This is a genomic window from Arthrobacter sp. N1 (genome assembly GCF_048288285.1).
Taxonomy (GTDB): Bacteria; Actinomycetota; Actinomycetes; order Actinomycetales; family Micrococcaceae; genus Arthrobacter_D.
On record NZ_CP102608.1, the window covers coordinates 2,399,840 to 2,424,050 of the forward strand.

At 62.3% G+C, this 24,211-nt stretch carries 27 protein-coding genes and 3 pseudogenes; 13 read left to right on the forward strand and 17 right to left on the reverse strand.

Going from position 1 to position 24,211, the window contains the following annotated elements; all coding sequences use genetic code 11:
• Positions 1-32: 32 nt before the first annotated feature.
• Positions 33-347, reverse strand: a complete 315-nt coding sequence (locus NVV32_RS11150) for a hypothetical protein (protein WP_422390205.1) — start codon at positions 345-347, stop codon at positions 33-35.
• 131 nt (positions 348-478) lie between these two features.
• Between NVV32_RS11150 and NVV32_RS11155 the strand changes: the two genes are divergently transcribed.
• The 3 genes from NVV32_RS11155 (at position 479) to NVV32_RS11165 (ending at position 2,186) form a co-directional block, all read left to right on the forward strand.
• Positions 479-772, forward strand: coding sequence for a hypothetical protein (locus tag NVV32_RS11155; protein WP_422390206.1), 294 nt, complete (start codon positions 479-481; stop codon positions 770-772).
• A 456-nt stretch (positions 773-1,228) separates the two neighbouring features.
• Positions 1,229-1,864, forward strand: coding sequence for a hypothetical protein (locus tag NVV32_RS11160; protein WP_422390207.1), 636 nt, complete (start codon positions 1,229-1,231; stop codon positions 1,862-1,864).
• Positions 1,865-1,925: 61 nt separating this feature from the next.
• On the forward strand, positions 1,926-2,186 hold the full coding sequence (locus tag NVV32_RS11165) for a hypothetical protein (protein WP_422390208.1): 261 nt from the start codon (positions 1,926-1,928) through the stop codon (positions 2,184-2,186).
• Here the strand turns inward: NVV32_RS11165 and NVV32_RS11170 are convergent.
• The 6 genes from NVV32_RS11170 to NVV32_RS11195 all read right to left on the reverse strand — a co-directional run bounded on the left by NVV32_RS11170 (position 2,183) and on the right by NVV32_RS11195 (position 5,926).
• A complete protein-coding gene (locus NVV32_RS11170) occupies positions 2,183-2,446 on the reverse strand; it encodes a hypothetical protein (RefSeq protein WP_422390209.1) in 264 nt (87 codons plus the stop codon). The genes NVV32_RS11165 and NVV32_RS11170 overlap by 4 nt on opposite strands.
• 10 nt (positions 2,447-2,456) lie before the next feature.
• Entirely contained in the window at positions 2,457-2,684 is a 228-nt protein-coding gene (locus tag NVV32_RS11175; protein ID WP_422390210.1) for a hypothetical protein, read from the reverse strand.
• Between the two features lie 66 nt (positions 2,685-2,750).
• Positions 2,751-3,419, reverse strand: coding sequence for a hypothetical protein (locus NVV32_RS11180; RefSeq protein ID WP_422390211.1), 669 nt, complete (start codon positions 3,417-3,419; stop codon positions 2,751-2,753).
• 1,750 nt (positions 3,420-5,169) lie between these two features.
• Positions 5,170-5,415 carry a hypothetical protein gene (locus NVV32_RS11185; RefSeq protein WP_422390212.1) on the reverse strand — a complete coding sequence of 82 codons (246 nt, stop codon included), beginning with the start codon at positions 5,413-5,415 and terminating at the stop codon, positions 5,170-5,172.
• 8 nt (positions 5,416-5,423) lie between these two features.
• Complete coding sequence (locus NVV32_RS11190; RefSeq protein ID WP_422390213.1) at positions 5,424-5,621, reverse strand: hypothetical protein; 198 nt, start codon at positions 5,619-5,621, stop codon at positions 5,424-5,426.
• Positions 5,621-5,926: a helix-turn-helix domain-containing protein gene (locus tag NVV32_RS11195; protein ID WP_422390214.1), complete on the reverse strand. Its 306-nt coding sequence runs from the start codon at positions 5,924-5,926 to the stop codon at positions 5,621-5,623. The genes NVV32_RS11190 and NVV32_RS11195 overlap by 1 nt, the downstream gene beginning before the upstream one ends.
• 436 nt (positions 5,927-6,362) lie before the next feature.
• Here NVV32_RS11195 and NVV32_RS11200 point away from each other — a divergent pair.
• Together NVV32_RS11200 and NVV32_RS11205 are read left to right on the forward strand one after the other, a co-directional pair.
• Positions 6,363-7,167: pseudogene (locus tag NVV32_RS11200) on the forward strand (AAA family ATPase).
• A 155-nt stretch (positions 7,168-7,322) separates the two neighbouring features.
• The gene (locus tag NVV32_RS11205) at positions 7,323-8,159 is read left to right on the forward strand and encodes a DUF6414 family protein (RefSeq protein ID WP_422390215.1); all 837 of its coding nucleotides are present in this window, start codon (positions 7,323-7,325) and stop codon (positions 8,157-8,159) included.
• A gap of 10 nt (positions 8,160-8,169) precedes the next feature.
• Here NVV32_RS11205 and NVV32_RS11210 read toward each other — a convergent pair whose 3' ends face one another.
• Entirely contained in the window at positions 8,170-8,649 is a 480-nt protein-coding gene (locus NVV32_RS11210; RefSeq protein WP_422390216.1) for an SOS response-associated peptidase, read from the reverse strand.
• Positions 8,650-8,896: 247 nt separating this feature from the next.
• Here NVV32_RS11210 and NVV32_RS11215 point away from each other — a divergent pair, with 247 nt between their 5' ends.
• On the forward strand, positions 8,897-10,141 hold the full coding sequence (locus tag NVV32_RS11215; protein WP_422390217.1) for an RES domain-containing protein: 1,245 nt from the start codon (positions 8,897-8,899) through the stop codon (positions 10,139-10,141).
• A 52-nt stretch (positions 10,142-10,193) separates the two neighbouring features.
• Here NVV32_RS11215 and NVV32_RS11220 read toward each other — a convergent pair whose 3' ends face one another.
• Complete coding sequence (locus NVV32_RS11220; protein ID WP_422390218.1) at positions 10,194-10,469, reverse strand: hypothetical protein; 276 nt, start codon at positions 10,467-10,469, stop codon at positions 10,194-10,196.
• Between the two features lie 888 nt (positions 10,470-11,357).
• Between NVV32_RS11220 and NVV32_RS11225 the strand changes: the two genes are divergently transcribed.
• Positions 11,358-12,137, forward strand: a complete 780-nt coding sequence (locus NVV32_RS11225) for a metallophosphoesterase family protein (RefSeq protein ID WP_422390219.1) — start codon at positions 11,358-11,360, stop codon at positions 12,135-12,137.
• Between the two features lie 776 nt (positions 12,138-12,913).
• Here the strand turns inward: NVV32_RS11225 and NVV32_RS11230 are convergent.
• From NVV32_RS11230 to NVV32_RS11250, 5 genes are all read right to left on the reverse strand, one after another.
• Entirely contained in the window at positions 12,914-13,399 is a 486-nt protein-coding gene (locus NVV32_RS11230) for a hypothetical protein (RefSeq protein WP_422390220.1), read from the reverse strand.
• Positions 13,400-13,490: 91 nt separating this feature from the next.
• Positions 13,491-13,964 (reverse strand): hypothetical protein, encoded by a 474-nt coding sequence (locus tag NVV32_RS11235; protein WP_422390221.1) that lies wholly within the window; start codon positions 13,962-13,964, stop codon positions 13,491-13,493.
• 54 nt (positions 13,965-14,018) lie between these two features.
• Complete coding sequence (locus NVV32_RS11240) at positions 14,019-14,291, reverse strand: hypothetical protein (RefSeq protein WP_422390222.1); 273 nt, start codon at positions 14,289-14,291, stop codon at positions 14,019-14,021.
• Positions 14,292-14,510: 219 nt separating this feature from the next.
• Positions 14,511-15,515 (reverse strand): class 1b ribonucleoside-diphosphate reductase subunit beta, encoded by a 1,005-nt coding sequence (gene nrdF / locus NVV32_RS11245; RefSeq protein WP_422392036.1) that lies wholly within the window; start codon positions 15,513-15,515, stop codon positions 14,511-14,513.
• 47 nt (positions 15,516-15,562) lie between these two features.
• On the reverse strand, positions 15,563-16,375 hold the full coding sequence (locus tag NVV32_RS11250; protein WP_422390223.1) for a DUF4429 domain-containing protein: 813 nt from the start codon (positions 16,373-16,375) through the stop codon (positions 15,563-15,565).
• Positions 16,376-16,613: 238 nt separating this feature from the next.
• Here NVV32_RS11250 and NVV32_RS11255 point away from each other — a divergent pair, with 238 nt between their 5' ends.
• The gene (locus NVV32_RS11255; RefSeq protein ID WP_422390224.1) at positions 16,614-17,018 is read left to right on the forward strand and encodes a hypothetical protein; all 405 of its coding nucleotides are present in this window, start codon (positions 16,614-16,616) and stop codon (positions 17,016-17,018) included.
• 58 nt (positions 17,019-17,076) lie between these two features.
• Here the strand turns inward: NVV32_RS11255 and NVV32_RS11260 are convergent.
• Positions 17,077-17,438 (reverse strand): annotated as a pseudogene (locus NVV32_RS11260) (ribonucleotide-diphosphate reductase subunit alpha); the annotation flags it as partial.
• Positions 17,439-17,864: 426 nt separating this feature from the next.
• Here NVV32_RS11260 and NVV32_RS11265 point away from each other — a divergent pair.
• The 4 genes from NVV32_RS11265 to NVV32_RS11280 all read left to right on the forward strand — a co-directional run bounded on the left by NVV32_RS11265 (position 17,865) and on the right by NVV32_RS11280 (position 20,461).
• Positions 17,865-18,194, forward strand: a complete 330-nt coding sequence (locus NVV32_RS11265) for a histone-like nucleoid-structuring protein Lsr2 (RefSeq protein WP_422390225.1) — start codon at positions 17,865-17,867, stop codon at positions 18,192-18,194.
• 11 nt (positions 18,195-18,205) lie between these two features.
• Positions 18,206-19,228, forward strand: a complete 1,023-nt coding sequence (locus NVV32_RS11270; RefSeq protein WP_422390226.1) for a DUF4236 domain-containing protein — start codon at positions 18,206-18,208, stop codon at positions 19,226-19,228.
• The gene (locus NVV32_RS11275) at positions 19,228-19,494 is read left to right on the forward strand and encodes a hypothetical protein (RefSeq protein ID WP_422390227.1); all 267 of its coding nucleotides are present in this window, start codon (positions 19,228-19,230) and stop codon (positions 19,492-19,494) included. Before NVV32_RS11270 ends, NVV32_RS11275 begins: the two co-directional genes overlap by 1 nt.
• A gap of 199 nt (positions 19,495-19,693) precedes the next feature.
• Positions 19,694-20,461 carry a DUF2637 domain-containing protein gene (locus NVV32_RS11280; RefSeq protein WP_422390228.1) on the forward strand — a complete coding sequence of 256 codons (768 nt, stop codon included), beginning with the start codon at positions 19,694-19,696 and terminating at the stop codon, positions 20,459-20,461.
• Positions 20,462-20,463: 2 nt separating this feature from the next.
• Here the strand turns inward: NVV32_RS11280 and NVV32_RS11285 are convergent, their stop codons facing one another.
• A complete protein-coding gene (locus NVV32_RS11285) occupies positions 20,464-20,721 on the reverse strand; it encodes a hypothetical protein (RefSeq protein WP_422390229.1) in 258 nt (85 codons plus the stop codon).
• Positions 20,722-20,958: 237 nt separating this feature from the next.
• On the opposite strand from NVV32_RS11285, the gene NVV32_RS11290 reads away from it, so the two are divergent.
• Positions 20,959-22,218, forward strand: coding sequence for a hypothetical protein (locus tag NVV32_RS11290; protein WP_422390230.1), 1,260 nt, complete (start codon positions 20,959-20,961; stop codon positions 22,216-22,218).
• Between the two features lie 782 nt (positions 22,219-23,000).
• Here the strand turns inward: NVV32_RS11290 and NVV32_RS11295 are convergent.
• Positions 23,001-23,921, reverse strand: a pseudogene (locus NVV32_RS11295) (CpaF family protein); the annotation flags it as partial.
• Positions 23,922-24,211 lie beyond the last annotated feature (290 nt).

Sequence of the window (24,211 nt, forward strand, 5' to 3'; positions counted from 1 at the left end):
TGCAGCGCCTCCCCTCCAAACGTTTCTTCAGCTCATCGAAAGAGGACATCCATCGTGGAACTCAACCTCACTGGGTGGGCTCCGACATTCGCTGCGCGGATGAGGTCGTAGAGGTGGGAGTGCTCGGCCTCATCGAGCTGCAGGGCGTGGCTGATCCCGTCGATGCTTCCGAAACGCCCGACGGCAGCTTCCACGGTGGTTGTTGACGCTGCCGAATCGGTGATGTCCAGGGACAGGGCCAGGAGATTCTCGTATTCACCGAGAGCCTCCGTGACCTTATCGACGTTGCGGGCGAGCCAAGTGCCAGGTTGGCCGCTGGGACCGCGGCGCGGACTCCACTCCAGCACCTGTTCCTGCTGCTGCTGCTGCTGCTGCTGCTGCTGAACATGCCACCACTCCCCCCGCTCTGGAGACCGCCGATGCTGGGGAATTCCGCACAATCGAATCGCGCACCATACCGATCCATTACGCCAAACTGATGGACGACCGGATCGAGGAGTTCGTCATGCGCGAAGAGCTGATCATGCTCACCGCAGCCGAGCTCGACCTCGAGAACTACCGTCCCACCGATTTCCCGGAACCTCGGCGCGTGTACGCCTGGATCCGCTACCCCTCCAAAGCCATCCGGGTTCAAGCACACGCGATCGCGTACACGCGCACAGCGGTCAAGATTCGCTTCCTCGAACCACTCATCAAAATTCACCGCGAAGGGTGGGTGTGGCTGAGTGCCGTCACACCAGCACCTGACGGAGAGGACGAGCGTCCGCCATAGGAGTGTGCGTCTCCTCGAGAATCTTGATTGTCTGGGAAGCCCTCACCCGGGGTACAAACATAGAGAGATCTCGGAGGTCTACCTGCGTTCCCCCATTCAGATAGCACTCCGGGATCTCCTCTTTAGCCGGCGGTCGTGCTCCTACAGACGGGGCAAACCAGCTGCTGGTTGGCGCTGCAGCGTGACTCTGGGCGGAGCGTCGCGCAGCCGGATTGCTCGCCCGGAGAGTTTGATGGTCGGGAGCCGATCCCGCAGCTACCCTGATAGCCACATCACTTACTGGGGGACCCCTTGAACGCTCGCTTCGCCGCCATCCCGCTTGCCCTGATCCTCCTCGCCGGGTGTGCCGCACCCGAGGCCGAGTCGCAGCCGGCGGAGAGCACGAGTTCCACACCGACACCGACTCCGACACCGTCGGCCACGGTTGAAGAAACCGAGCCGGCCTTCCAGGTGTCCGTGGAGTCGACCTGCACACAACTGCTCGGTGAGAACGAGGACGGTCCGTTCTACGAGACGCTCGACTTCGTCGTTGAGTTCGAGGACATCTCGCCCGCCACCATCACGAAGGCTCGCGGCCACAAGGACGAGATCGACGGCCTCGCCCTGCATGCGCAGGACAACATGGTCCCCTACCTCGAGGGCTTCGCCAGCCCGATGACCGAGATGATCGAGATCACCGAAGACGGCGGCACGAACTACCAATTCGACGCCACCGACTTCAAGGCAGCAGGCACGGAGCTGATCAACATCTGCACCCCCTACTTCCCGGCCGCCAGTGGCGTTGCTGAGGAATCACAGGCTCTCCCCCAGCCCGTGCCGATCAGCGGCGTGTACGAGGAAGACCTAGCTGCACTTGGCTTCTTCCCCGATGACATCTCGGACTACGCCCCGTTCATGAAGTCGAAAATGTGCGAGGGAGACACAGCTGACCAGACGGGCTCCTTCCGCAGGAACGTGCGCCAGCTTCATGACGGCGACCCGGCATTGGGGAGCGGGGCTGAGATCCTCCGACTTACCGTCGCGTACTTCTGTCCTGAAAGGGCAGGCGTCCTGAATGAGGCCATCGAGGAAGCGATAACCAATTTCGGCTGACCAACCACGCTAATAGCCCTGAGCGGTGAGCGACACTGTCTCGCCCGCACACATGGCGCCCATGCGCAGATTGAAGTCCCTCGACGTCGACACCAGTGACGTCCGTTTCGTCCCCTGGCCGGCCAAGCTGGGTCGACTCCTCAGAGTGAGCCACTACCGCTACCTTGCCGGGCTGCTGCTCGCCGTCGCTGCGTCGCTCGCCATGGCGGGCCTCGGCGTTCCCGTGAGTCCGAGCACCCTCCTACTGCTCGGCATCGGTATCGGGATGGCGATGCGGGCGACCGCACGGATGAAGGGCCGCGGCGGCGCCCGCCGGCACTAGACCTGCTTCCGCTCCGGCCGGAAGTCGGGGTGGCCCGCGCGCGGTTCGGCGAGGATCTCCAGGATCGTCCGCATGTAGTCGGCCTCGCCGGCCGGTTCGTAGTCCCAATCGATGCGCTGGACGTGCGCGACGAGCTCGCGCCTCGTACGACATGACGCGCGCTGCTGGTCGACCATCCACTCTTCCGGATACGCACCGGCGGTGACGGCGGCCTCCTCGTCGTCCAGGCGCGCCAGGATGAAGGCTGCGATCTCGTCCATGCCGCTGAGCCTAGTCGGGACAATCGGCTGCATCGGGGAGCACTCCACGATCGGCACCGAGCTCCTGACCGACGACAAGATGTAGTGGTTTCCCTGCCACCCTGCGCGCCTCCTTCTGGCCCGGCCCGATGCCGTCGGCCTCAGGGGCCGGGTCATCCTTGTCGATGAGTAGCACGATGGGCTGCACCAATGACCCGGTCGACTCGGAGCCGGCAGGTATAGGGGAGGAGTCGGTCATGGGCGTTCCTTCGATGAGGCTGCACGAAAGCACCATGTGTACGGCAGGGCGTACTGCCCTCGCCAACTACGAGAACTGGGCGTAGGTTCCCGGGGCTACCGAGGACTGCTTCAGGAAGCGGGCCGCGCGGGCTTCGTCCCAGTCCTCGCCGCTGATGATCTTGTACGCACGGTTCGCCCATTCGACGCCGGACACAGCGAGGAACTGGTCGTCGTAGCCGACGAAGAGCCGGCGCCGGTGCATGGCCCAGCGCAGCGCGGTGACGACGGTACGGAAGAGGGCCTCGGCGTCGGGGCCTTCGAGAGCCGCGTCGGGGATGAGGTTCGCGCGCATCCAGTTCAGGGTGGTGCTCCAGCCTCCGCCGGCCACCGCAAGGAGCTCGGCCGTGCGCGCGTCAAGGCGCTGCTCGAGCGCGGCCAGTCCGAGGTCCGAACGGATGTCCTCGGTCTGGGCATGCACGAGGTCGGTGGAGTCCACGTAGGAGCCGAAGGGGCTGCCGTCGGGGTGCTGCGCCTGACCGTTGACCACGGTGATCTTACGCCACGGGTCGTCAGGATCGAGGGTCCGGACGATGTCCGAGACCAGTCCGGAGGACCAGGCGGCGAACCAGTGGGGGTCGCGTCCGGCGAGGCTCAGGACGGCCTGCTCCGTCTCGACGCGGGCGTCGACGGCGATCAAGGGGTCGCTCAGGGCGACGGCAAAGCGGGCAACCCAAACCTTTTCAGGCTGTCTCATGTGCTTGTCCTTGCTCGAATGTCGGTTCCACTGGATAGCTTGCGCATTGATACAGCCACCTATGAACCCTCAGGCAGCGTGTGCCCGAGAAGACGCGGAAGTTCGGTGGGATCGATGCCCGACTGCGTCTCGCGCAGCGCCGGCAAGAGGACGTAGTGAGCAGCGTGGCATGGCCGGAGGCCGCGATGGTGGAGGCGAAAGTTGCCGCCCGCTGACTGAAGGTCGTGGGGTTGGTTTCGATGCCGCCGGTACGCGCGAAGTGGTAGATGACGTGTCCCATGCAATCAAACATGCGTAGATCAGGGCCCTACCCCTGTGCGACCCGAGGCCGGGGATTAGGGCGATCCACCCGTCGGAGATCCTGTGGGGCCCAGCCCGGAATCGCCCACCGCGGGTATCCAAACCGTGCCCGGACTACGGTATGAATTCGATGGTGTCTTCGACACGGGGCGTAGCCCTGGCATCTCAGTGGTGCTTGTGCGGTTTGGGGGACCCATTCTGCGACGCTTCCTGTCAACCTTCCTGTGTGCGGCTCTTCGTCCCGGGCGATCGAAATCCTCGAAGGTTTTCTCCCCCGCGGTGCGTGGGAGGCGCTCTGCACTTCGTGCGGCGCGCGTGCGGGGAGACATCGGTCCTTGTCAGACGGACATTGCGCCTGCAGCGGGCTTTCACAGACGGCTGGGTGTTCGAGGGAAGCAGACTGGGATGCATACGGGGATGCGCTGCGCGCGGCAGTGGGTGGGACGAGTGGTACATCGTCGGCTGAATCATGGTGGCACTCGTGAAGGGCAGCGCTGCGCGCGGCGGGAAGAGCCTCACGGGTAAGCAGGATGCTCACCGGATCGTCGTCGGACCGTGCATCATGACGGGTCCCTTCGCTGACTGCTCCGCGCAGCGGGATCGATCCTCGGCCGGACAGACCAGGGTGAGCGAAGCGTCCTGCGGCGCAGCCGCTGATACACATGATGCGCATCACACGGGGAAGCATTCCGGGATGCAGGAAGACGACGGCGCAGCCGGAGACCGGGAAGCACCTCGAGCACCACCACGCTCGACGAGTTGACCCCCATGACGCATCACGAGATCACTCCGCCGCCCGCAGGGCATCACCGGACAAGAGTCAATACACCGACGGATGAACCACGGTCCCGCGGCGCAGCCGCTGATTGTTGTGACGACAGCGCTCCGCGCGTCGAAGAGGGAAACGAGACGGCGGCGAAGCCGCCAGACGGGGGAGAGGTAGGAACCACGGCAGACGTGGATGCGGTGGCCGGAAGAGAGCGAAGCGAACGAGAGGACACGCAGCCGCGGCGGGAGAAGAGCAGCGGGCGCGCAGCGCCCTGGGAAACATAATGGTCACCAAAGAGGAAGGCCAAGCGCGCAGCGCGGCGGCCGCAGGCCGCCACGCGTGAGCAACGGATGAGGAGAAGCCCGCAGGGCGCGCAGCGCCCAAGAGGCAGGACAGCAGGAAGATTTTCACAACGGGAGACGAAGACACATCGAGAACCATGACGGTCCCCACATCGGGATCCATCAAGGACGAGGGCCGCCAGGCCCGAGTCTTCTTAATATGCCCCTCCACCGGCCGCTACACTCGCACACCCCACAACCGATCCCACTCAGCTCGACCTCAACGCCGACCGCGGCTATCGCCGGACCATCACACAGCCGACCCGACGAGCGGGCCGGAACGGACAGCGGGGATTGGTGCTCGGCGGAGTGCGGCGACCGCCGGCCGATGACGCCAACGTCAGGACGGTGGTCCCGAGGGATAGCCCGGTCCCTGAAGATCCTTGCGCTCCTGCCGCGCTGCACGAGCCAGGGGAATCAGAACGGCGCACGTCAGCAGGGCGACCAGGAGAACGGTGAGCCAGAATCCCAGCAGCGGTCGAAGCGCCGTCGCGGCGAGGACCGAGCCGACGAAGAGCAGCAGGCTCGTGCGCGCGAAGCGCTTCATCTTCGGCGGGAGGTTCCGGTACTCCTCGGGGTTACTCATGCGGGACGTCATGGCCGCGTCAGTCCAAAGACCCCGAAAGAGAGAAGCATTCCGCCAAGCAGGAGGAACAGGACGACCATGCGCTTCACCTTCGCCTCATCCGTCGGATCTGCAGAGGATGCCTTCCTCGCGATCACGATTGCGACAATCAGGAGGCCCACGCCCCCGGAGGCCTGAACCGCGGAGACGACGTCGAAGCCGTCCATCAACTGTTGCTGTCCGGGTCGTCGCCGGCAGCGGGCTTGTCGTTCTTCGGGCCGTCGCCGCGCTTGATGTCTGCGGCGGCACGGGCGTAGGCGGCAGCGATGAACTCCTCCAGCTTCACGCGCTCGATGCGCCATTGGCCTCGGCCCCCGACTTGGATTGCGGGTAGTTCACCGGAGCGGATGAGGCCGCGGATCACGGGCTCGCCGGTGTTGAGCTCGTCGGCGACCTGGCGCAGGGTGAGGAACCGCAGGGGCTTGCTGCTCGCCGGTAGCTCAGTCGTATCGAGCTCGGGTGATTCGGTCATGGGCCCATCTTGCCCGATGCGTGCAGAGTCGACCGCGCACTGGGAGACATGGCCATCGTGTGTGCGGCAGTATCAGGCTCCCTGCTCGGGCTCGGGCAGCGAGGTCGCGCCCGTCCGTGAACTCGACCCCGACGACGTAGTCGGCCGTTGGCTTCCGCATGCTCGGCGAGAGCTACTGCCCGCTTGATGATTTCCGGCGGAGATTGCACGGAGACGACCTGCCGAAACTGGTTGAGGCGCTGTCTTGTAGTAGACACTTGAGCCTCCCCTTGTCAGTGGTGCCTCCGCGACATCCAAATCGCTCGAGGTGCACGCCGCCGAGGTCTCCGGAAAACATCAACGACCATATCTTCACCGTCACCACCCGACAGGAACCAGGCGAAACCGCACCAGCGCCACGAAGCACCCGGCTACGCACCTACGAAGAGGACGAATGATGAGCCAGGCATTCATGGTCACCAAGGAACACCGACGGTTCATAGAGTTCGCGAACGCCGTCCGAGAAGAGAAAACCGTCGGGATCTGTTACGGCAACGCAGGTGTGGGGAAAACCCAATCCGCCCGCCGCTACGCCAACTGGGACGCACTCGAGCCCTACATCACCGCGTGGGGGCCACGGAGCGACCAGGACGCTCCCCACTACGCCCTCGCAACCGATCCCGCACCGTTCTCTACACCCCGAGGTACTACCCCGGCCTGAAGAGCTCATCCGCGAGATCAACCACTGGAAAGACAAGCTGGACATCTGCATCGACGAGCACCAACGAATTATCGGCGCAGTGACCGGCTCGCACGGCCGCACAACCCCATCCGGGGAACTACTCGTCATCGACGAAGCCGAACGACTCACCCCCATGGCCCTGGAACTACTCCGCGACCAACACGACCGCACACACCTGGCCATCATCCTCATCGGCATGCCCGGAATCGACAAACGCTTCAGGCACTACCCCCAGCTCTACAGCCGGCTCGGCTTCTCCCACCACTACCGTGCACTCGGCCGCGACGAACTCCTCTTCGTCTTCGACAGACACTGGAAACGACCCGGCCGCACCCTCGACCCAGAAGACTTCACCGACGCCCAAGCGATCGCCGCCGTCGAACGCATCACCCGAGGCAACTTCCGACTACTCGAGCGACTCTTCCCCCGAGTAACCCGTGTACTGAAGATCAACCAACTCGAAACCATCACAGACGATGTCATCGAAGCAGCCGCCAGCATCCTCGTCATCGGAAACTAGCGACACCGAGCGATCACAAAACCCTGCCACGAAGCGCCAAGATCCACTCGATTTCAGGGCCGATGCGCTGTTGCGTTGGGGTGTACCTCATAGCAACAGTCTGGTCGGGGGTCTGGGGACCTGCGACTGTCCTTGGCGTCTGGAAGACTTCACCTATGGCACTCAAGAACCCGGTATACCTCGATCTGGAAACCCTGCTCGCTCAGGCTGAGTACAACGGTGTCCAGGTGCCAGTCCAAACCGACATTGTGGAAAAAACGGTGAAGCAGCGTTCCGGGAACGCAAAGTTGGGCTACGGAGCCCTTGGTGCCGGCGGGTCATCGGGATCAGAAGTCGAGTTTCAGACCAGCTACGCAATGACGCCCACCCAGAAGGCGACCGTTAGCAAGATCATTGACGGGCTGGTTCGTGCCGAGGTGGTGTCTACGGCTGCCGAGACGAAGGCCTTGGTCAAGGATGAGCTCTTCGAGCTTGAAGGAACTGCACGCATCACCGCCGCAAGCCTCGCGGGGAAGCTGTTCAACCTCCTGTTTCAGTACCTCAAGGAAAGCGACAGGGACATCATCGGTGTCGATTTCGCCGAGATCGCACCGGACATCAAACAGCTGATGCAGAAGGTCTACCTGGGCAATGAGTTGGTCCCCATTCCGCTTCTGGTCGAGTTGGAGAACGCCGGCCTCGAGCAAAAGGTCTTCATCAACCTGCGGCCGAGCTTCTTTATCGAGAGCGCATCCCTAGACCGCATCGAGGGTGATATGCGCGTGCTCGGAACCATCCGTAATCTCGTCGCCGGCGGCAACGAGGGATACCTCAGCTCCGAGGAGTGGCTTCTCCATGGTTGGGAATACCTGGTGAAGCGGATGATGATGGCGAACCTGAACAAGCAGGTCGAAAGCCTTACTTCGGCCCTGAAGCTCGACCTTCCGGCCGATGATGTTCACGCCTGGATCAAAGGCCCAGCCATCGTCATCGACGCCATCGCGATCTATTAGCTATAAATCGTTACGTACTTGGCGCGATGAGTTGAGGCTCGTTATTACGTACTGATCCGACCTCTCTCCCGACGACCCGCGGGATGAGGTTGCGTTCGGGGATGGTGTCGATGAACCGTTGCACCTGATCCCGCTCGGTCATCGTCTGGTCCAGCCGCTGATCCTGCTGGTCACCCGGGATGATGACCGGCGTCCGGTCGTGGAAGTGCCCGAGCGCGTCGTGGGCGGCCCGGGTGAGGATCGTGGCGGTGACCAGCCACTTGTCGTCTGCGCCCTCGTCCTTGGGGAGGTCAGGCCAGAACTCGTACAGGCCGGCGAAGCCCAGCAACTGCTCGTCGTCCTCGCCGTGGAGGTAGTGCCGGGTCTTCGTCCCGTCTTCGTTCTTCTGCCACTCGTAGTACCCGTTCGCGAGGATCAGTGCTCGCCGGTTGTCGGCCGCAGGGCGAAACGACGGCTTCTCGGTGACCGTCCCGCTGCGGGCACTGATCATGCGTGGGAACTGCACCAACTCGCGCTGCTGCCCCCAGTGCCATGAGGCAAAGCTACCGGTTGTGCTGGGGTTGGGTTGATGGCAATTTGACACAGTGGATTTGTCCCAGTGAGAGTTACTAGCACCTCCTTATAGGCGTGCCGCTTCATAGACGAGGGCTACCCTTCGGCTCGGAAAACGATATATTGCGTAGATACGTAGCCTGCCACATGGTTCAAGTAGCTACCTCGGGAGTTAGGAGCCTTCGATGGGCAGAGTAAAAGCACATGCGCAGTTCATCGAGGATCGTGGCTTCGACTACCTTGACGGGTCGCTCTGCCTAAATCACATCAAGGATAAGCGGCTGATGATCGAACTTGAAGAAGAGGATGATGTTGATGCTTGTCGCATTTGTGGTGACACATCTACCTCGAGAACGTCGCTCGACTCGGTCCTCTCGGTCGTGATGGAAGCGGTTAATAGCCTATTCATTCCTACCTATGACGACCCATATGAGTTCGATCAGCGCACGACGGATCGATGGGGCATTCTTGAATTCGTCTGCGACGAAGCATTTGACTCAACTTCTGATGATTTACTGCAGCTATTTGTAGAGTGCGTCCAGCAGGAGGACTGGGCCGACAATCCAGGCTCGCTTGAGGACACAGTGCTGGGTTGGGACCAGTTCGTGGACGATGTGAAATCCGCATCGCGGTTCGTCTTCGTAGCAGAGACTCGGCTATCTAGTTCGTATGGAAGTCCAGGGCAGCGCTCGGCTGGGTTTCTCAACTCACTCCTTCCGTACATCGAGAACGAGTCCCTCCGGTTGCTCACTGTGTTATCCAGTGGGTTTGCTTGCTACCGTGGTCGTTTAGTCAGCCGACAGAATGATCCGATGTCTCTGTCTAAAGATCTCGGTCCTGCGCCTCCCTCGATCGCGAGATCCAACCGAATGAGCCCCACGGGCATCCCCATGTTTTACGCCTCCGGTTCACCCGCAACTGCTTGTAGAGAGTTGGCTGCTCACGGCCCGGAGCGCTACGCCCGTATCGGCAAGTTTGTTAGCCTGCGGGAATTAAAAGTTCTCGATCTCACTCGCCTACCAAAGCTGCCGAGTCCTTTCGACCGAGAAAGACGACATCATCACGGAATTCTGGCCTTCTTCACACGCTTCGCTGAAACCATCGCAGCTCCACTAGAACCAGGATCGGTTGAGGAGCTTGAGTACGTTCCAACTCAGGTGGTAACCGAGTTCTTCCGGTGGGTTCCAAAAAATAAGATCGACGGAATCAAGCTGAAGAGCGCTCAAGACGGTAAACCTACCTACGTCTTCTTCTTCACTGCGAGCGATTTCACTGACGGGGCAGACATCAACGACACATTCAACGACGGATGGCGGATTGGCGCCAACCCCGCTTTCAAGCTCGAGTCGTCCGACGTGCACACCTTCGAGATCAAGCGATCGATTACAGCGCAGCAGCTACCGGACAAGCGAGAGAGGCGCCAAATGTAATGATGATGCCGTTAGCGACCGGAACGATGAGAAGCCCCCAGAATCTCAATGTTCAAGCTGCTCCACTTTCTCTTCTGGACACGCAGAAGGTGCCATAGAACATTTCCGTTGATCCACACTGTGGCATGGAACTCCTGTGATCGGTCCGCGGCCGCAGGGCCTCGATGATAATGGCATCCTCGACCATATACGCGCCCTTCGCTCCGATGAAGTCGTGGGCGCGATTAGCAAGGTACTGGAAGCTGATCGGTCCCGGAGCGCTTTCAGTCTTCTGCAACGAAGGCAAGGAGCAGGTCGATTCGCTCTCGGGGTCGTTCCGGATGTTCATCGAGCAGATTTTCAGCCATGCCTGCTCCACTGTATTGGCCGTCGTCCTTCAACTAGGCCGTGCCTGCCCACAGCGCAGGTCCAAGGGTGTCGCCCGACTAAGGAAGCCCATTGCTGGGTGCATCCGTAGCGAGGCGATACCTGCGGGGGTGCCGATGACGAGAAGACCCGATTGAGTGTCTTCTCGGATGCGGTGCTGGTGCGCAGCGCAAATGGTAATCACTAATTGGTTCAGCGGTACCTCCACATCCCGAACTATTAGGAACCCTTGACGACGCGAGAGTACACGCTGGAAGGCCGCACTGTCGGGCGTCAGCTGCCTGGCTGACACTTCGTCCACCGGCCCAATTTCGGCCTCCGCATCGGCGTTGATGAGCTTCCGCGCTGTCTCACAGAGCAGTCCGGCCGCGGCCTCGTTATACGCTATTGCAAGCGTGAGCAGTGTTGGTGCGCCTGGGCCGTTCCGAAGGTCATACTCGAAGTCCTCGGACCACTCCGCTAATTCATCCACGAGCCCTCCAAATGATGCCAGTATGGCTGCGTTCACCACCCGCGTGAAGGTCTAGGCTTCACCATAAGATTAAGCGTCAAATGTCCGAATGCGACCACCCGAGGAATTCGGCTTAGTTCCAAGCGATATTCAGGAAGACTGACGTAAGGGCAGTCCTGTGGGAGACTCCGCCTCGCCTCTCCGCTTTCGAGCAAGTGAAAGCTGCAAAGGCTGTAAACAACGTGCACATTCGATGGTTTCGTGACAACGAACGCCGATGCTGGCATCCCTCTCACTGACTTCGTCGGGAGTCAGTGACTCGACCCAGCGTCGTCCAGGATGGGCTGGCACAGCTAGCGAGGCGCAACCCTTTCTCGCAACAGCACATAGGTTTATCACATGAACCTGACTCATGCTCCCTTGGCCGTCTTCGGCGATTGGCACGGGCACCTTGGCTGGGGTCTCGGTGCCATCGACGCCGCTGAGCGCGCGGGAGTGAGGACTCTGCTGCACGTGGGCGACTTTGGTCTCGACTTCCCCGGTCCCCAGCGTGGTCGCTACGAGAGCAAGCTCGGCCAGCGGCTGGCAGGCCGCAACATGCGCGTTATTGTCTCCCCCGGTAACCATGACAACTGGAGCACGATCGAAAAACTGCCTGTCGACGAAGACGGTACCGCGAAGTTTACGGAGCAGATCCTGGTACTTCCCCGCGGTGGGCGCACCACTGTCGATGGTCTAGTCATCGGCGGGCTAGGCGGTGCCTACAGCGTCGACCAACACCGGCGCAAAGCAGGAAAAGACTGGTGGCCCACCGAGGAGCCCACATGGCAGGAAGCCGAGCGTCTGGTCGCTGGTGGGGCCGTCGATGTCCTGCTCACCCACGACGTTCCGGCCTCCGTTCCAATGAGAAGTGAGTTGGACCTACTGCCGCACATTGCGGAGCGAGCCGGAGAAACAAGGCGGTTGCTGGACTCGGTCATCGACCGCCTCCAGCCACCTATGGTGCTTTGCGGGCATTGGCATCAACGCCGACAACATCGGCTGGAACGAGCGGATGGCACCAAAACGCAAGTGCATGTACTTGGCAAAGAGCTGAACCGGGAGGGAAATGCCGTGCTCTTGAAATTGACCAACACTGGATCCTTGGCGGTCGAACCATTAGTCGTCGCAGGTCGGTGAGTAGTCGCGATTTGTAGCTCATACAGAAGAGACCGGCAATGAGCGCTGACTTGAGACTCAATCAGGTTAAACGAAAAGGGGCCTCTACCCCGCGATCTATGGCGACCATACCGGGCTAGTCATTCGCACCGTCGCAGAGTGGTCCTAGCGGACCTGCACACAGAACGCTGTGGCTGTGTGAACTTCGAAGAGCACTCCTGATAGCAGCGAGATCGGTGGACCGCTTCTTGCAAACCGGATGGAGCGAAAAGCGCCCCTCCCCCGTTGTCGACGCAGCAACTTGTGGCTTCTAATTCCAGCCTGAGGAGGTAACTAATCTCAAGTCGCGGATGTCCTTGCGCAGGTGAACGGGGGTCGCAGAGTCCGGAAGAGTCACTTCTAGGAGCTCCTCATGCCCTGATTCCTCATCGAGGTACCTCAAGTCGTCATCCACACTCCTTTGACTCGGTGAGGCACGCGAATCTTCGTAGATTACGCACCGGTACACGATCGCCCAAGCCGATGACGACGTGCGGTCCCACACCTCGCCTGTATCGAAACGGGATGCGAACGTGAGGCCCTCGTGCGCCGCCTTCTCGAACGCGACGCGGGCAGCGTCTCGGCGGCGAACTGGATGAGCAGCTCCTCCATGTCCTGCTGCGGGTACTGCTCCTGGCTCTCGGCGGAATAGCGCACGGGTCTCCTCGGGGTCGTTTCCCCTCATGTGTGCGGAGGACCCGCCGGCGCTCTTCGGGCAAAGAGAAAGCCCGCCGGAGCGGGCTTCCTTCGCACGGTCCTCAGCGGTGGAGCGCAGGCTCCTTTGCTGCTTTGCGTGCGGCAAGGATCGCCAGCGGACTCAGGATGATGAGCGGCAGCATGAACACTGCAGTGACGAACGCGAACTGCACCCCGGTGTATCCGATCGCGCCCGAGATCGCGGTCAGAGCAACAGAGATGACAGCCGTGGCCAGGAGAGATGTGAGGAGCTTCACGCCGCGTTTCCGGTTGAGAACGATCGCCAAGATGCTGAGCACGAACATCAGGACAGCGATCACCATGAGCGCCCCTCCGATGACGCCGGCCCCGTCGTACGGAGCCCCGCCTCCGTACTTAATGCCACTCTGGGCGTATGCGAGCAAGCTGATTGCGACCGGGGCGAGCAGGAGGCTGCTGAGGATGCCGAGAATGCCCGCTGTGATCCCGAGCCCGAAGAATGTCGGGCGGGGCGGTGGAGCAGCCGCGTAGCCGAAGTTCGGGTGGAACTGGTGCTGGTGTTGGGACAAGGTCGCTCCGATCAGGCGGGATGGTGCCCCTCATCCTGCCAGCACTCGGCTCACAGACCGAGGGTTGCTCCGACCAGAGCAGCGATCCTGATCAATCCCGCGGTGCAGACTGATTCGCCGTCCGGCGTGCTGCCAGAGCGGCCAGCAGGGACAGGATGATCAGCGGCAGCATAATCACGGTGGTGAGGACCGAGAAATGGGTGCCGGCATAACCGAGGGCGCCGGCAATGACGGCGACGACGACGGAAGCGACAGCAACTACGAGGAGGGTCGCAAGGAGCTTCACGCCGCGCATCCGGTTCTTCACGATTGCAAGGATGCCGAGCACGAACATCACGACGGCGAAGGCGGACAGAACCGCGCCCAAAATCCCTGAGATGACAAAGAGGCGCCCTCCCCCGTACTCAACCCAACTCTGGGCGTACACCAGCAACCCGATCCCGAGGAGAGCCAGCCAGAGGCTGCTGAGAATCGCGAGAATTCCAGTGGTGATGCCCAGTCCGAACACGGAGCCGTAGCGCGGCTGGACGTAGGCAGGATTCGGGATGAACTGGGGCTGTGACATGAGGCTCCTGTCGGAGTGCGGACTGATTCGGTTCTCATCCTGCCAGCACGTCGGTCAGGCGCTGAGGATTGCCTCGAGCACGTCGGTGGTTTCCTCACGCTGGGCATCGCAGCCGGAAGCCGGCCAGCCGATCGCGGCGAACACCTGGGCGACGTCGTGGCTGGCATCCCATTCGGGTCGGTCCTTCGCGTCCAGGCGCAGGACGGTGAAGTTCAGAGTTCTGCCCTGCTCCATCCGTCGCTCAGCGAGTCTGACCAGACCTGCTGCTGTCTTACGGCGCGAGGAGAAGAACTGACCCGCGGCGTCGCCGATCTTGACCTCCCACATTGTCTCAGTCTCGACAGGGGCCGTGTGCTAGAGGGCTTCTGTGCTCATACCCTCATGTGTGCGGCACGTCACGTTCGTATCGACGCCTGACCCTGGGTGAAAAAAGAAAGGGCTGGTCTCCGGCGGCACTTGAGAGTACCGTTGGAGCCAGCCCTTCCAGCGAGGCGAGCAGTGCCAACTAGGTTGTCACTTCCGCCAACTAGCTTGGCAAATGGGCGACTAAAAGTCCCAGTCGGCGTCCTCGGTGTTGACCGCTTTCCCGATGACGTAGCTGCTCCCCGACCCGCTGAAGAAGTCGTGGTTCTCGTCCGCGTTGGGCGACAGTGCCGACAGGATCGCCGGGTTCACGTCGGTGACGGACGACGGGAACATCGCCTCGTAGCCGAGGTTCATCAAGGCCTTGTTGGCGTTGTAGTGCAGGAACTTCTTGACGTCCTCGGCCAGGCCCACGCCGTCGTACAGGTCGTGGGTGTACTGGACCTCGTTCTCGTACAGCTCGAAGAGCAGCTCGAACGCGTAGTCCTTGATCTCCTGGCGGCGCTCGGCCGTCGCGCCCTCGAGCCCGCGCTGGAACTTGTAGCCGATGTAGTAGCCGTGCACGGCCTCGTCACGGATGATCAGGCGCACCAGGTCGGCCGTGTTCGTGAGCTTCGCGCGCGAGGACCAGTACATGGGCAGGTAGAAGCCGGAGTAGAACAGGAAACTCTCGAGCAGCGTGGAGGCGACCTTGCGCTTGAGGGGGTCGTCGCCGGCGTAGTAGCGGCCGACGATCTCGGCCTTCTTCTGCAGGAACTCGTTCTCCGTCGACCAGCGGAAGGCCTCGTCGATCTCCTTGGTCGAGCAGAGCGTCGAGAAGATGGACGAGTAGCTCTTGGCGTGCACCGACTCCATGAACGCGATGTTCGTGAGAACGGCCTCCTCGTGCGGCGTGATGGCGTCAGGGAGAAGGCTCACGGCACCCACGGTGGCCTGCACCGTGTCCAGCAGGGTGAGCCCCGTGAAGACGCGCATGGTGAGCGTCTGCTCCTCCGGCGTCAGGGTGGCCCAGGACTGGATGTCGTTGGACAGCGGGACCTTCTCGGGCAGCCAGAAGTTGTTCACCAGGCGGTTCCAGACCTCGACGTCCTTGTCATCCTGGATGCGGTTCCAGTTGATGGCCTGAACGGAGCTGGCGAGGAGTGTGGGGGATACAGGATTCCTTCGATCTGATGGGTTGGTTCTGATCACTATGCGGCCCGAGCTCCGACGGCCGACACCGACCTGTCCGCGTCCTACATGCGCCCGAGCATTTCCGCCTTCTTCGCCTCGAACTCGGCGTCCGTGACGAAACCTGCGTCCCGCAGCCGGCCGAGCTTCTCCAGCTGGGCGAAGACGTCGTCAGGGGCCGGTGCCTGCTGAGGCGCCAGTGCTGCCTGCGGCCGGTGCAGCGCGCGTTGGGCCGCCTCCACGGCGTCCCGTATGGCGATAAAGGCGGCGTCCTCGCCCATGCCGAAGGTGACCGAGTTCTCGTCCTTCACAGCGCTCATCGTCTGGTGGCCGAAAGCGCTGACCTTCTCGTTGCCGCCTGCGATCGAGAACTGGATGAAGCCGGACATGACGATCCCGGAGGGCTTGATCTGGACGCTTGAGATCGCGGTGATCGGCACACGCTTCACGCCCTTGCCGATCGTCAAGCGACCCAGGCCGATGTGCTGGATGGTGACGAAGTGCCCATCGAATGCGACGTACCCGGCACCCAGGGCGCGCGCGAGGAGGGCATCAGCTGGGATCTTGTACTTGGTCCGGAATTTCTCGTCGCTTACTGGGGCTGCGCCGTCGGCAGCTACCGGGCCGGGCCCCTGTCCCGGCGGAGCCTGCTGAACCGCCGCGGCCGCTGGGCGCTGCGCCTGGATGCCAGAAGCCCTGTCGTTCTCGATCATGTGCTGCAGCTGCGCGAAGGCCGACTCGTCCTGCGGCCCGAAGATGATGTCCTGGCGGTCGCCAAACTTGTCCGTCGGGCGCCGGAACCGGATGCTGCCTTGCGTCAGGGTGCCGGCGGGCTTGAAGTCGACTCCTGTCAGGTCCTGGACGGGGATGACCACCATGGGCGTCAGAGTCATCATCACGGACAGAATGCCCTCGCCGTATGCGGCCCACCCCTGCTGGCCGATCCATACCGGGATGTGGCCCGGTATCGCGTACTTCTGGCGGATCCGTTGAGCCTTCGCCCCGTTCCTGTCCCCCATGCCGCACCCTTCCCCAGTGCCGATTCCCTCACCAGAGCATAGGGCGGTCCGGGGACGCTCGACGGCTAGGCTTTCCGGAGTCGACAGGAAGGGCACCATGCCGCACGGACGCACCGACGATGCTTGGCAATCGATGATGGAGGCTGCGCGCAGCCTCATGGTCCACACAGCCCGCCGTCAGGAGCTGATCACCTACTCTGAGCTCAACCGCCAGGTGGCCGAGGACGCCGGCACGGTGCCCTTCGACTTCTCGCAGGATGCCGAACGGAATGCCCTCGGCACGCTGCTGGCCGACGTGGTGAAGGACGATCTGCTGCACAGCCGCTTCATGCTGTCCTCGGTGGCAGCCCTCGCCGAGCTCGAGCGCGGCCCGGGCAGCGGCTTCTACGCCCTGGCCGAGCACCTTGGACATCTGGAGGCCGGCGCCTCGAAGGAGCGGCGCTACGAGTTTTGGGCGGAGCAGCTGAAGCTGACCCACGACCACTACAAGCGCCGGATCTAGAACATGGGAAAGCCTCGGCAGACCTGGTCCGCCGGGGCTCACCTGCTGCTTCAGGCCGTCACAGCTGGCAGGAAACGCAGCCCTCCACCTCGGTTCCCTCCAGCGCCATCCGGGCAGGCGGATGTAGTAGATGGTCTTGATGCGCTTGCGCCAAGCGTAGATCTGCGCCTTGTTGGTCTCGCGCGTCGTCGCGGTGTCCTTGAAGAACAGCGTCAGGGACAGGCCCTGGTCCACGTGCTGCGTGGCCGCGGCATACGGGTCGATGACCTTCTCATAGCCGATCTCGTAGGCGTCCTGATAGCACTCCTGGTTGTCGTCCGTGAGGAAGGGCGCCGGGTAGTGCACGCGCCCGAGCTTGCCCTCCTTGCGGATCTCGATCTTCGACGCGATTGGGTGGATCGTCGCCGTTGAGTTATTGATGGCCTCCGGTTCAGCGCCGGAACGAACGGCACCGAAACTTCATGAGGCCGAACCGGCAACAGTAGTCAGCGCGATGAAATGCGGCCAAGCTAATGCGGTCGACTCAGCACAGCCAGGCAGGCTCAAACCCCTATTGGTGGCGGACAAAATACTGGCGAGCCTGTATTGGCGTAGGTCGCTACCTGGAAACTCTTCTAAAACTGAGCTGTCCCAGAAGTAACCTTCGATGATGGAAGCCGGGTCCCAGGAAGCGTGCAACTTGGTTTACACGCGACTGAGTGGTAGCTGGGCGTGACTTCCCCGTCTTTCAGCAGTGGTTCGAAGCACATACTCAGCTTCTCTCCTATTTCAACAGCATCTCTCCTCGAACCACCTCGTGGGATAGCCTCTACGTCAAGAGCGGCAATTCATAAGTAAGGAGTCTCAATGGCACAGCGCATAACGATTCAGTTGGAAGACGATCTTGACGGTTCGGAGGCCGCGGAGACAGTCCGTTTTGGCCTCGACGGTAAAGAATGTGAAGTCGACTTGAACGAGGGGCTCGCTGAAGAACTTCGCTCAGCTCTGGGACGATTCGTGCACGCAAGCCGGGGCGCCGCCGGTCGGGGGCAGGACAAGGCCCCGCAGGGCAACTCGAAGCGACGTGCCTCTACTGCGAAAGAGATCCGAGCGTGGGCGAAGGAGACGGAGATCGCTGTCAACAGTCGAGGCCGGATCAACGAAGACGTCGTCCACCAGTACAACGTAGCTCAGTAGCAGGGGGAAGAATGGGCTTCAAGGTCCGGAAGTCGTTCAAGATCGCGCCCGGGGTGCGGATGACGGTGACGAACAAGAGCCTCGGCCTCAGCGCCGGGGTGAAGGGTGCACGCGTCTCGGCCAACACCTCTGGCCGCGTGTCCCGCACCCTGTCCGTGCCCGGCACCGGCATCTCGCACACGAAGAGCGTCTCGACCAGGGGCCCGGCCCGGCGTCCGGCCGCCGCACCCCAACGCGCGGCTTCCCCTGCGCCGGCACCCAAGCCGGTAGCTCCCCCGACGCCGGGCATGTTCGCCCCGAAGTGGGAGAAGGAGCTCCACCGCGCGCTGGTCGCCAAGCCTGATGTCAACGCGCTGCCGGGGATCGCCGCCGCCCACGAGCCGGCCCGGCACATCGCCGCGCTCTACGAGACCCTCCGCGGGTCGCTCCCCCGCGATGACCTCCAGCGGTCCCTGCAGCTGATCTCCTGGCTGTACTCCACCGGGTACAGCCCGTCGAAGGACGAGTTCCTGCAGAAGTACCTGCCTGAGGATCTCCACCGCCTCGAGATCGCGCCCGGGATCGACGTCGAGGTGACCCTGTCCAGGACGTTCGTCGGCCTCCTGCTGGCCGAGCTCCTGCAGCGCAACGGTGAGCTGGCGAAGGCCATCGATGTCGTCGAAGGGCTGAACCCGAGCACGATCGCCGCGGTGTCCCTGGCCGACCTCTACGAAGCCGACGGGCGCTGGGCCGACGTCGTGGACCTGACCGAGGGCCTGCGCAACGAGGACGAGGCGTCCACCTACCTGCTCATCCAGCGCGGCATCGCCCTGCGTGAGCAGGGTTACCCGGAGGCCTCCCGCGAGTCCTTCAAGGAGGCGCTGCGGATCCGGAGCCGCCCGACGGCCCTCCGCCACCGGGCAATGGTGGAGCGCGCGATCACCTACGTCTCCGAGGGCAAGCGGGCCCTGGCCCGGAAGGACTTCGAGAAGGTCCTCGCCGAGGACAGCCGGTATCCGGGGCTCATGGAGCACCTCGAGCAGTTCCAGGAGTGATGCTGACCACCGGCCGCCGCGGGCTGGTATGGACGTGGGCTCTGATGGCAGCGGCCCTGGTCATCACGCTGGTACTGCCTGACTGGTCCGACGACGGCGTCCGGCGTCCCCTGTTGCTCCTGTGCCTCCCTGCGGTCCTCGGACTCGCCGGCGCCTTTCTTGCGCTCCGGGCCGGCAGCCTGTGGTGGGCACTGAGCGCTGCCGTCCTGGGCCTGCTCCTCGTCCCGCTCCTGATGGTGACACTGGTACTCGTCAGCGGGCCCTGACTCATTCCGCGCCGGCGATGAACCGGCGTGGTCCACCTGGTCCTCAGGGTGGTCCTTCTGGGTGGTCCATGAGGTGGTCCACCCCGCGGTCCAGGGTGGTCCGTGAAGTGGTCCACGCAGAATGTGGGAAGTGGTCCATAGACTGCCCCTCCGGTGGTCCAAGCCGGCGACACACGACGCAGAAGGAGCAGCCCCGAGGATGCGCATCGAAGCTGACGGCCCGGTTTTCACGCGACTGGCGATGGTACTGGTCGCCATCCTGGCGGTCGCCAGCTTCTCCCTGTCGTTCCTCGGAATGATCCAGGCCGCGGCGTGGGCGGGCATCCCCGAGTACCTCCGGTGGCTGGTTCCGGTTGTCGTGGATTCGACCATCCTCGTGTACGCGGCAGCGGCCACCGTTCAGCGCGCAAGAGGCGAAAGTACGCGGATTTCGTGGATCGCCGTCGGCTTTTTCACGGCAGTATCCGTAGCAGCCAACGCTGCCCACGTCATCGCTCCGGACGGCGTCGCGCAGGTGATCTCACCCAGCGTCGCCTTCGGTGCGTTCCTCGCCGGCATCATGCCTGTCAGCCTCTTCTTCGCCACGCACACCACCGTCCAGCTCGCTGTCGCACCGGTGCACGGATCGGTCGCCTCGCGGCAGCGTCGGGCCGCGAAGAAGATGGTCCAGGACCACGGGATGGACCAGTCGAAGGACCGCTCAAGGACCGCGGCAAGGACCACTCGTGGACCAGGGGTGGACCACCGCATGGACCAGGGGGTGGACCACCCGAAGGACCACCTCGGACCAGGGCGCCGCGGACCGGTCACGACGGACCCCGCGGAGGTGCTGCGACTGAACGCCGAGGGGCTCAGCCAGAGGGTGGTTGCCCAGCAGCTCGGGATCTCCAAGACGACTGTTGCGCGCATCCTCGATGACCCCGAGAAGGCACTGGCCGCATGGAAGCCGGTCGCGGTCGCCCGCTAGGTTCAGCCGAAGGGGTCTTCCTCGTCGACGAAGACGAGAACCTCGGAGTCATCGTCGAAGTCTTCGGCGTGGTCGTAGCTGCCCTCGGCCGCCGCGCTGCAGCCGGTGCAGGCCACGTCTAAGAGGTGTAAGTTCTTCCGAATGGCTGCCCTCAAAAGCGCTGCTGGTGGAACCCACGGGAAGAACGCGCGGAATCGCCCCGTTACCGGAAGGTGAGCTTGCGCCTCGCAACGCGGTGACGAACTGTGATTCAGGGACATGAGAAATGTGTCCAGTCATTCTCTTGGTTGATCTCTCGGGAATCGTCTGATCGTTTTGCCACCTTCGCACGCGTCAGCCCTTGGAGACGTAGATACTGCACTCTCGGGCCATCAGAGAGCTGCAAGGTCTGCCTGATGGGCTCCTTAGTACTGTGACTCTCTCGGCCCGGATCGAGGGACACCGACCGTCTCGAAAGCCCTAGACCTTCCGATGCGTCATGGGGGATACTCCCGCCCATGGATGTCTTGAATCAACTGGAGGAGAGCCTTGGGTGCAAACCCACTGTCCTTGTGAGTCGCGCGCGGTTGGCGGACTTCTCCGACTTGCGGCGACTAATCGGCTTGCGTGATAGCGCCAGTGAGAAGAACAACCTCAGACCACCACCGCCTGGGATCTGGCCACTTATCAGTCACCATCACTTCAATACCCACAATTTCTTCGGACTAACACCAAAAGGAAATCTGAAAAAGAGAACACTTATGCTTCTGCTGGCTCACCATGGAGTGGTTGCCTCTGATCCGCTGATCGAGGTGGTACAGCTTTGGAGTGCGGACCGCCGAGCAAAGGCGCTTGCACTCTTGAACAAAGTGATCTACCAGATCGCAGAGGTCGAGTCCTTAATCCTGAAGGGTTTGATGAGATTCGAATCCCACCGACCCAGCTTCACCGACCTCGCGCGCCAAGAGGTCCTAGCCGCATTCAACGTAGATACTAATTTTCGCCAGTTCACCTATCTCATCGAGGCGTATGAAGCAGCACAAAATGAGGGGGGCCAGTTTGCGATTGCGTACGCTCAGGACGTCTACGAGCTTTACGAGAACTGCGGGCAGGATTGCCCATCCCTCCGTAATGCTTCGGATGCCTTCACTGCAACTATGAACCTTGGGCAGGCCTTGATTCAGCTCTCATGGCAGTTCGGGGTCGTATCAGTGAACGGCTACTGCGACATCACGGTGACGAACGGCTTGGAGAAGAGAATGTTCAAGTCACTGATGGATAAATGGAAGGACCGTCCAATTTCTCTTACAATGGAAAAGGGACAACAGAACACTCGCCATTTTGAACGACTCCTCCTCGGGACATTGCCGAATATCGATGCGATGAGCCTCTCTGTGAGTGACGCCGTCGCTCTTCGTAAGCACCGAGTGTTCGAAGAGTTTAGGAGCACTGTAACCGACGCCTTGGACCTTTACGAAAGGCTTCTGCCAGATGAAGGAGTTGGCGTTGCGGCGGCAAGATTTGCTGAAAAAATGCAGGCAGAGTCTCATCGCATGCAGAGTGTTAATCACCGATCAGAGTTGAGAACCATGGGCTCCCTCGGAATTCCCGTCGCCTTAACTGCAGCGGCGACAAGCCTGCCCGTCGAGTTCATGGATAACGGCGCGGCTACAATCGGGGTCGGAGTGGCGGGAATGATCGGCGCATGGTTAGCACAAACCACCAGAGCGAAAGGCGAACGGGTGGCCATCCGATACTGTGTTGAACTCGGACGGTAAATTTGCCCCGTCTATCCTTACGCGGGAATAGCCTCCCTTCGGTTCTCAATTCCAACCGCCGCAGCATCTACCTGAGCGAGTTGACGACAGCAGTTCTTCAAAAGGCGACGAACCGCAGGTACGAGCCGTAGCGCTCCGCGTGGGCCGCCACGCAAGTGATACGCAGTGCGTAGAGGGAATTGGCACGCTGTCGTTGGTACTCCAAGCGAGGGCTGCGGTTTGTTACCGGGCCTCTCCTTTGTGAGCCCGCGCGACCAACCTCGCGCCGGTCGTGCAGCGGCGCTCAGCATCCCGGGGCCGGACAGATGCGAGCCGGGATCCCGCGAGAACACTCCATCGGTGCAGGCTGCTGAGCCCCGAATCCGAGGAGGGCCGCGCCGGGACCAGTCGGCTTCTGGCCATGGTTGCTGAACGAGACTGGGAGGACGGAACCGGGTACTTGCTGACGTCCATGGTGAATCCTAGCGGGGAAAACTACCCCGGGAGGAGTTTCTTCACCCCTCGCCGCCCAAGCCGGCCTGTACGACGGCGCGGAGCCGGAGATGAATCCCTGGGCCCGGCACATCGGGTTGGCCCCCTCCGCGCACAAGCGGGTCCGCCCGGCCGGGTCTAGGGGAGGGCAGCCAGCTCCCGGCGCGGATTTCGCCGTGGTCCCAGACGGCCATTTGAACGCATTAAGGAGCCGGATTCTTGGCATCTCGGCTGGCCGACCGATCAAGCTGTGCCCTTGCGGAGTACCGACGGCTACGTCCCTAAGGTACACGCCTTTTGCGAAGTTTCCCGTCATGAGCGCTGTTGGCGTGCACACTGCACATCCCGGGGAGGCCGCTGTTCAGGGCGATCAGCATGTCGAGGCACTCGGCCTCCCTCACCTCGCCGACGATCAGGCGGTCGGGCCGCATGCGCAGAGCCTCCTTCACCAGCCGGCGGAGCGGGATCTCGCCATGGCCCTCCAGGTTCGGCTGGCGGCACTGCAGGCCGACGACGTCCCGCAGGGGTAGCTGGAGCTCGAAGATCTCCTCCACCGTGATCACCCGCTCGCGCGGCCCGATGGACGCGCCAAGGCAGTTGAGCATCGTCGTCTTGCCGGCCTGGGTCGCCCCGGAGACGAGGATGTTCAAGCCGCTCGCGACCGCGACCCCGAGGAAGCGCGCTGCCTGGGGCGACAGCGTCCCGAGCTCCACCAGGTGCTCCAGTCTCGACGCCCGGGCGATGAACTTCCTGATGTTGACGGACCAGTGCTGCCGCGTGACGTCGGGGATCACGACGTGAAGGCGTGATCCGTCGGGGAGCGAGGCATCGACGAACGGGGAAGAGAGGTCGAGGCGCCGTCCAGAAGACTTCAGCATCTTCTCCACGAGGTCCCGGACCTGCTTCTCGGTCAGGGAGAGGTCTGTCAGTTCCGATTCGCCGTCGCGGGCCACATAGACCTCGGAGGGGGCATTGATCCAGACCTCCTCGACCGTAGGGTCGTCGAGGAACGGCTGTAGGGCGCCGAAGCCGGCAACGGCGTCGTATACCTGCTTGCGCGCCACATCGAGTCGTCCGAGCGCGGGAAGGGTCCCCAGCCTCGACCTTTCGTCATAGTCGGCAACGGCATCATCGACCAGAACCTGCACCTGGGAGGCCTGCCGTGACGGATCGAGGCCACGACGGCGGATGAGTTCCCGAACTTCCCCCTCGACGAGCCGCACACCGTCCATCCGAAACTCCCATTGTCATGGTTCCGCATAGCCCCGGGCCGCTCCACACCGACGCGTCCGACCTTCACCCTACTGAAGCCCACGCAGGGCGACCAGAGTCACCTGCAGATGTGGACATCCCGCGTACACGGCGTCTTTCCTGCGGAATGGACGTGCGCCTCCCGACACGCCGAACCAAATACGACGACAGGCGCAGGTTTTACCTAAGATTCTTCCTTCACTTCCGAAACTCGGGTCCCACTAGTAACAGGGCTGTACTCTTTCGAGCAATCACTCAGCTGGCTGACGCC